Raw genomic sequence first — 6,646 nt, forward strand, 5'->3', positions numbered from 1 at the left:
GCCGCTCACCCGCCGCCAGCTCTCCCGCGCGCAGATCATCGAGGCACCTATGACCCGAACCTGCCGTCGGTGGCTGGCAGGCGACCCTAAACGACGCGCTGGACACCATGCTGGTCTCCAGCACCGAATCCGCCATCGTCACCGGACGGCGCGATGCATACGCCGGAATCATCACCGTGCAGACGGTGATGGAGGCGATCTCCGCGGCCAACGCGCCGCCGGGGCGGACCACGAGGCACCGGTGGGCCTGAACTCCGGGGCGATCAGCCAGGTCGCCCTGCAGGACGGTGAGGACCAATGACCGCCGAACGACGTGGACTGCTCTACCAGCTGATCGGGATCCTGGTGGCCTTCGGGCTGCTGGTGGCCTGGCTGCTGACCGCAGACCTGAGCGACACCGAACGCCAGACGCTGGACCCGTCCACCATTTGGGGGTACACGGTGGAACACCTGCAGATCACGGTGCTCGCCGCCCTGGTGGTGCTGGTCATCGCGATCCCGCTGGGGATCCTGCTCACCCGTCCCGGCATCCGCAAGGCGGCGCCCACGGTGCGCGCGATCGCCAACGTCGGGCAGCCGCCCCAGCCATTGGCCTGGTGGTGCTGCTGGCGTTCTGGCTCGGCTACGGGCCGATGACCGCCGTGGTGGCGCTGGTGCTCTACGCGATCCTTCCGGTCCTGTCCAACACCATCATCGGCCTGCAGCAGGTCGACCAGCGGCTGGTGGAAGCCGGCCGCGGGATCGGGATGAGCCAGATGGCGGTCCTGTTCAAGGTGGAGCTGCCGCTGGCGGTTCCGGTGATGCTTTCGGGCATCCGCACCGCCCTGGTGCTGCTGGTGGGTACCGCCACCCTGGCCACGTTCATCAACGGCGGCGGGCTGGGCATCCTGATCACCACCGGCGTGAACCTGTCGCTGAACGCGGTGCTGGTGGCCGGCTCGCTCTTGGTGGCCCTGCTGGCGGTGAGCGTTGACTGGATCGGACGCGTGGTGGAAACCGCGGCTCGACCGAAAGGACTGTCGTGAAAAACAAGCTGAAGCTGACCGCGCTGGGTGCTGCGGCGCTGCTCGGCCTGACCGGTTGCGGGCTCTCCCCGTCCACCGGCACCGTGCCGCCCTCCGCCCCCGGCGAGATCCAGCCCATCCCGGGCCTGTCCGAGGAGAAGCCGAAGGTCACCGTGACCTCCAAGTCCTTCACCGAGCAGCTGATCGTGGGCAAGATCGCGGTCATCGCACTGCAGACCGCCGGGTTCGACGTCACCGACCTGACCAACGTGCCTGGTTCGCAGCCGGCGCGTGAACTGCTGGTGAGCAACGCGGCCAACATGGTCTGGGAGTACACCGGCACCGCGTGGCTGACCTACCTGGGCCACGAGGAGCCGGTGCCCGGCGCCGAGGCGCAGTGGAAGGCGGTGCGTGATGAGGACGCCAAGAACGGGCTTTATTGGGGTGCTCCGGCGCCGCTGAACAACACCTACGCATGGCGATGAATGAAGAGACGGCCAAGGAACTGGGGGTCACCAAGCTCTCCCAGCTCAAGGGCCTGGACAAGTCCGAGCTGACGTTCTGCGTGGACCCCGAGTTCAACTCCCGGCGTGACGGGCTGACCCCGATGCTGGAGGCGATCGGGCTCAAGCGCGGCAGCGACGTGCCCGAATCCAACGTCGGGCTCTATGACGTGGGAGCCATCTATTCGGCCACCGCGGACGGGGCGTGCAACTTCGGCGAGGTCTTCACCACTGACGGACGCATCAAGGCGCTGAACCTGACGGTGCTGGAGGATGACGTGGAGTACTTCCCGAGCTACAACATGGCCCCGGTCATCAACGGTGAGTTCTATGAGCAGTACCCGCAGGTGGCGGACGTGATGGCACAGATCGCCCCGCTGCTCACCGATGAGGTGCTGATGGACCTGAACTACCAGGTTGACGTTGAGGGCGGGGAACCGGCCGACGTGGCCTTCGCTGGATGGTCCAGGAAGGCCTGGTCACCGAACCCTGACCGGGCCGCGGATCCGTGCCTAACAAAGAGCACAACGCCTGCAGACTAACCTGCAGAACTTGTGCTCTTTGCGTTTCCCGCACTGGATAACGCCAGGATGTGACGCGGGGGAGCGGTGTTTTGAAGCGGCTCGTGGTAGTCGTTTCAATCCAGGCGTGTCGAAGTGTGGCGAATTAGTTGACGCATCACCATCGGATATGCAATGGTTAAGAGCGAAGCGGTTGAAGCGTCAATCATTTTTTGGCGTTGCGCTATCACCCATACGACACACAAGGAGCAACGTTTTGACTACTGCCGCAGCTACCGACCTGACCACCGGAACCTGGAACCTGGACGCCGCCCACAGTGAAGTCAGCTTCGTCGTTCGCCATGCCGGCATCTCCCGCGTCCGCGGCAACTTCACTGACTTCGACGCCACCCTGACCGTCGGTGACTCCCTGGCCGACTCCGCCGTTGAGGCGACCATCCAGGTTGCCTCGGTAAGCACCAAGGATGCGAACCGCGACGCCCACCTGAAGGGTGAGGACTTCTTTGACGCGGAGAACTTCCCGGTCATGAGCTTCCGCTCGCTGCGCGCCGAGGGCGGGGACGATTTCACCCTGATCGGTGAAATGACCATCAAGGGCGTCACCAAGGAAGTTGAGCTGGAGGCGGAGTTCGGCGGCCAGACCGTTGACCCGTTCGGCATGACCCGGGCCGGCTTCAGCGCCACCACAACCATTTCCCGCAAGGAATTCGGCATCACCTGGAACGCCGCCCTGGAGGCCGGCGGAATGCTGGTCAGCGACAAGGTCAAGATCGAGATCGACGCGGCCTTCGTCCTGCCGGCCGCCGAGTAATACACCGCCTGGGGGCACACACCGCAAGAATGAGCAACGCCAGCGACCTTCCATGAAAAAGGTCGCTGGCGTTGCGCTGTTTTAAGGGCCGTTGCGGGCCAGGTGCGCTGCTAGAGCATCTCGGCGCGCAGCTGGTCCGGGGACTTGGGCGACAGCAGCCCCGGGGCCACGTCGAACACGGTTTGCGCGCCGGTGATCCCGGCGCGGTTCATCCGGTGCACCGCCCGCGCGTAGGCCACCAGCACGCTGGAGGTGAATTCGGGGTTCGAACCCAGCGCCAGGGAGTATTCGATGACCTGGTTCTGTTCGGCACTGGTGTTGCCCGAGCGGATCACGAATCCGCCGTGGGGCATGTCCGAATGCTCGGCGGCCAGGGTCTGGGCGTCAATGAAGTGCACAGTGGTGTCGTACTGATCGAAGTAGTGCTCCATGCTCACAATCGCCTCGCGCACCACCTCGGGATCCGCTGCATCCTCCAGCACGACATAGCATTCGCGCTGGTGCTTCTGCCGGGTGCTCAGCGTGGGGCGCTGGCCGGCGCGCACCAGGTCGATCGCTTCCTGGCTGGGGATCGTGTACTGCACCCCGGCGGCCACCCCCGGCACGCGGCGCACCGCGTCGGAGTGGCCCTGGCTCAGCCCGCGGCCCCAGAACGTGTAGGTTTCCCCGTCGGGCAACAGCGCCTCGCCGTAGACGCGGTTGATGGAGAACATTCCCGGATCCCACCCGGCGGAGATCAGTGCGGTCTTGCCGCCGGCCCGGGCCGGGGCGTCCACGGCCGCGTGATACTCCGGGATCCTGGCGTGGGTGTCAAAGCTGTCCACGGTGTTGAACTTCGCGGCCAGCGCCGGTCCCTGCTCGGGGAGATCGGATTTGGAACCGCCACAGAGAATCAGCACGTCAATGGCGTCGGTGTGGGCATCCAGCTCGGCCATCGCGTAGCGCGGGGCCGGGGAAGCCAGCTCAAGGCTCTGCGGGTCGCGGCGGGTGAAGACCCCGCCAGTTCCATGTCGGCATTCTTCGCCACGGCCGCCTGGACCCCGCGGCCCAGGTTCCCGTAACCGGCAATTCCAATTCGAATCTTCTCAGGCACGTGCTTCCTATTCCTTGGCGCAATAATTCCTTCCCTTACGCTAGCCGTTGGCCATGGCGGGGGTTAAACGCAGGAGCGGATATTACCGGCGCGTGGGAAGCGCCGGCCCGGAACTGGGTGAACCTAGCTATTGGAGTAGAAGCTGACCATGCCAAAGAGCACGAGCAGCCCGGCCAGCACCCACAGTGCGCCAAGGAAGGTGCCCAACCAGCCGGTGACCCTTCCGACCGTTGCCGCCGTATTGTATTGGCGTTCGGCCTTGTTGGCCTTGGAGATGGCGATCGGCCCCAGGATGATGCCCAGGGCGCTGAACACCAAGGCCAGGATGCCCAGGATCATCGAGGTCTGGGCCAGCTGGCCGCCGGTCAACTGTTCGCGGGAATTGTACTGCTGCGGCTGCTGCGTGCCGCCGGGGGTCTGGCCATGGAACTGGGGCGGCTGATTGAAGGAACCCGAGTCGTAGGACGGTGCGCCCTGTGAGTACGGGTTGGTCGGTTCGTTGCTCGGCGTTGACATGTCGGCTCTCATTCCACTTGTGGCGGCTGATTTCAATTCAAGCAGGTTCGCCACCGGGCGACCAGCCACTGCGGTGAGATCTAGGCTCCCACGGTGGCCGGGGCGCGGGGGTGTGCCATGCTGGAAGGATGGATCTGAGGGTCTCGCGCACGTTGAGCATTCCGGCCGTCGAGCTGGAATGGCGATTCTCCCGTGCCTCGGGACCCGGCGGCCAACATGTGAACACCTCGTCCACCCGGGTCGAACTGTCCTGGAACATCGCCGCCTCCCATACCCTCTCACCGGGGCAGCGCGAACGCCTGTTGGAACGGCTGTCCTCCCGGCTGACCGACGGGAGCATCACGGTTTCGGCCGCGGAGCAGCGTTCGCAGCTGCTCAATCGGCGCAGCGCCCAGAAAAAGCTGGGTCAGATCATCGCCGCTGCGCTCGCCCCGGATCCGCCCAAGCGCAGGCAACGAAGCCAACGAAGGGATCCCAACGCCGCCGCTTGGAGACCAAGGCCCAGCGCTCGCAGACCAAGCGCAGCGGCGGCGGCCGACGCTGTAAGCCGAGGTGTGCCCGGTCAGTCGACGGGTGTGCCGCAATCGGGGCCGCTCCGATGCCTGCCAGATTCCATCAGTTCCCGGCGAAGCGTGGGGCCATGCCCAGGCGCAACGGGTCGTATTTCGGCAGTTGGCCGTTGGCCGTTGGTCCCGCGCACCGTGCCCAAGGCCTTTCAGGGTGGGACTCCGATTCTGCTGTGGAACGCAGCTGGTCGAGATGGAGAAAGGGAATGAATTCTCCGAGGCGCTCACGATCGGGAACACCAGGGCCTCCTTCCGGGCGCTGGATAATTCGCCGAGGCGGCGGAGCATAACTGACCACTTGAGCAATCTGGTTTGGCAGAAAAGTTCACTCGGCGTGCCATCATGCTGAGAGACCACGCGTACCGGTCCGCGATGCCTGCGGTGCGTCGGCGACAGCTCGTGGAGACGGCATCTCGCGGCAAACACTTGAACGCTGTTCAATAAAACGGTATACAGTTGTCATACCTCCTATTGAACAGTGTTCAGCATTCCGCTCTTGGTGTGCCGGGCACATATACCGCGCGAAAGGCCGGCCACATTATGACCACCATCAACAGCAGGACGCACGCCGCAGCGCCACCGGTATCGCAGCAGGCCGCTGCCCCGCCGATCCTGGACGGGCAGCTGGACGTGCATGAGCTGGCTGCACGCATTGAGGCAGGACACCGGCTGACACGGGAGGAGGCCCTGGCCGTGTTGCGAGTTCCCGATGCGGCAACCCACACCCTGGTGGCGGCCGCCGGCAGGCTGCGCCAGAAATTCTTCGGCAACACCGTCAAGGTCAACTACCTGGTCAACCTGAAATCGGGCTCTGCCCAGAAGACTGCACCTACTGTTCACAGCGCCTTGGCTCCAAGGCCGAAATCCTGAAATACACCTGGCTCAAACCCCAGGAGGCGGTGCACGAGGCCGGACTGGGCGTGGCCGGCGGAGCCGCGCGGGTCTGCATGGTCGCCTCCGGCAAGGGACCCACCGACCGCGACGTGGACCGGGTGGCCACCATGATTGGACAGTTGAAGGACGAGCACCCCGAGGTGGAGGTGTGCGCCTGCCTGGGCATCCTGAAGGAGGGGCAGGCCGCGAAGTTGCATGCCGCCGGGGCCGATGCGTACAACCACAACCTGAATACCGCCGAATCCCTTTACCCGGAAATCTGCTCCACGCACACCTACCAGGACAGGGTGGACACGGTCGGCCAGGCCCGCCACGCCGGGCTCTCACCCTGCTCGGGACTCATCGTGGGTCTGGGGGAGAACCCGGAACAGCTGGTCGAGGCCGTGTTCGCACTGCGCGACCTGGAAGCCGACTCCATCCCGGTGAACTTCCTAATGCCCTTCGACGGGACCCCGCTGGAAGGTACGTGGCTGCTGACGCCCCTGGGCTGCCTGCGGATCCTGGCGCTGGTGCGCCTGGCCTGCCCCCAGGCCGAACTGCGCATGGCCGGTGGCCGTGAGATGCACCTGCGCACGCAGCAACCGGCCGCCCTGCAGGTGGCCAACTCGATCTTCCTGGGCGACTACCTGACCAGCGAGGGGCAGGCGGCCGCCGCTGACCTGGCGATGATCGCCGACGCCGGATTCGTGGTGTTGGGCCAGGAAGACGTGGATCCCAACGAGCTGGCCCGCCGCGTGC

4 protein-coding genes and 4 pseudogenes are annotated in these 6,646 nt (G+C 65.3%); 6 read left to right on the forward strand and 2 right to left on the reverse strand.

Features of this window, described 5'->3' with window-relative positions:
- The first annotated feature begins 107 nt into the window (after nucleotides 1-107).
- The 4 genes and pseudogenes from JCM19049_RS19035 (at nucleotide 108) to JCM19049_RS06515 (ending at nucleotide 2,839) form a co-directional block, all read left to right on the forward strand.
- A complete protein-coding gene (locus JCM19049_RS19035) occupies nucleotides 108-251 on the forward strand; it encodes a hypothetical protein (protein WP_279402601.1) in 144 nt (47 codons plus the stop codon).
- Nucleotides 252-297: 46 nt separating this feature from the next.
- Nucleotides 298-1,025: pseudogene (locus tag JCM19049_RS06505) on the forward strand (ABC transporter permease).
- A 185-nt stretch (nucleotides 1,026-1,210) separates the two neighbouring features.
- Nucleotides 1,211-2,049: pseudogene (locus JCM19049_RS06510) on the forward strand (glycine betaine ABC transporter substrate-binding protein).
- A gap of 235 nt (nucleotides 2,050-2,284) precedes the next feature.
- Nucleotides 2,285-2,839, forward strand: coding sequence for a YceI family protein (locus JCM19049_RS06515; RefSeq protein ID WP_054821175.1), 555 nt, complete (start codon nucleotides 2,285-2,287; stop codon nucleotides 2,837-2,839).
- Between the two features lie 110 nt (nucleotides 2,840-2,949).
- Here the strand turns inward: JCM19049_RS06515 and JCM19049_RS06520 are convergent.
- Nucleotides 2,950-3,932 (reverse strand): annotated as a pseudogene (locus JCM19049_RS06520) (diaminopimelate dehydrogenase).
- A 123-nt stretch (nucleotides 3,933-4,055) separates the two neighbouring features.
- Entirely contained in the window at nucleotides 4,056-4,448 is a 393-nt protein-coding gene (locus tag JCM19049_RS06525; protein WP_054821176.1) for a DUF4190 domain-containing protein, read from the reverse strand.
- 152 nt (nucleotides 4,449-4,600) lie between these two features.
- Here JCM19049_RS06525 and arfB point away from each other — a divergent pair, with 152 nt between their 5' ends.
- Nucleotides 4,601-5,224: an alternative ribosome rescue aminoacyl-tRNA hydrolase ArfB gene (gene arfB / locus JCM19049_RS23230; protein ID WP_374700249.1), complete on the forward strand. Its 624-nt coding sequence runs from the start codon at nucleotides 4,601-4,603 to the stop codon at nucleotides 5,222-5,224.
- A gap of 330 nt (nucleotides 5,225-5,554) precedes the next feature.
- A pseudogene (gene bioB / locus JCM19049_RS06530) lies at nucleotides 5,555-6,646 on the forward strand (biotin synthase BioB); the annotation flags it as partial.

It is taken from the genome of Arthrobacter sp. JCM 19049 (genome assembly GCF_001310435.1).

Coding starts and splice junctions, on each gene's coding strand:
- JCM19049_RS19035 (WP_279402601.1), top strand. CDS start 108: ATGCTGGTCTCCAGCACCGAATCCGCCATCGTCACCGGACGGCGCGAT.
- JCM19049_RS06525 (WP_054821176.1), bottom strand. CDS start 4,448: ATGTCAACGCCGAGCAACGAACCGACCAACCCGTACTCACAGGGCGCA.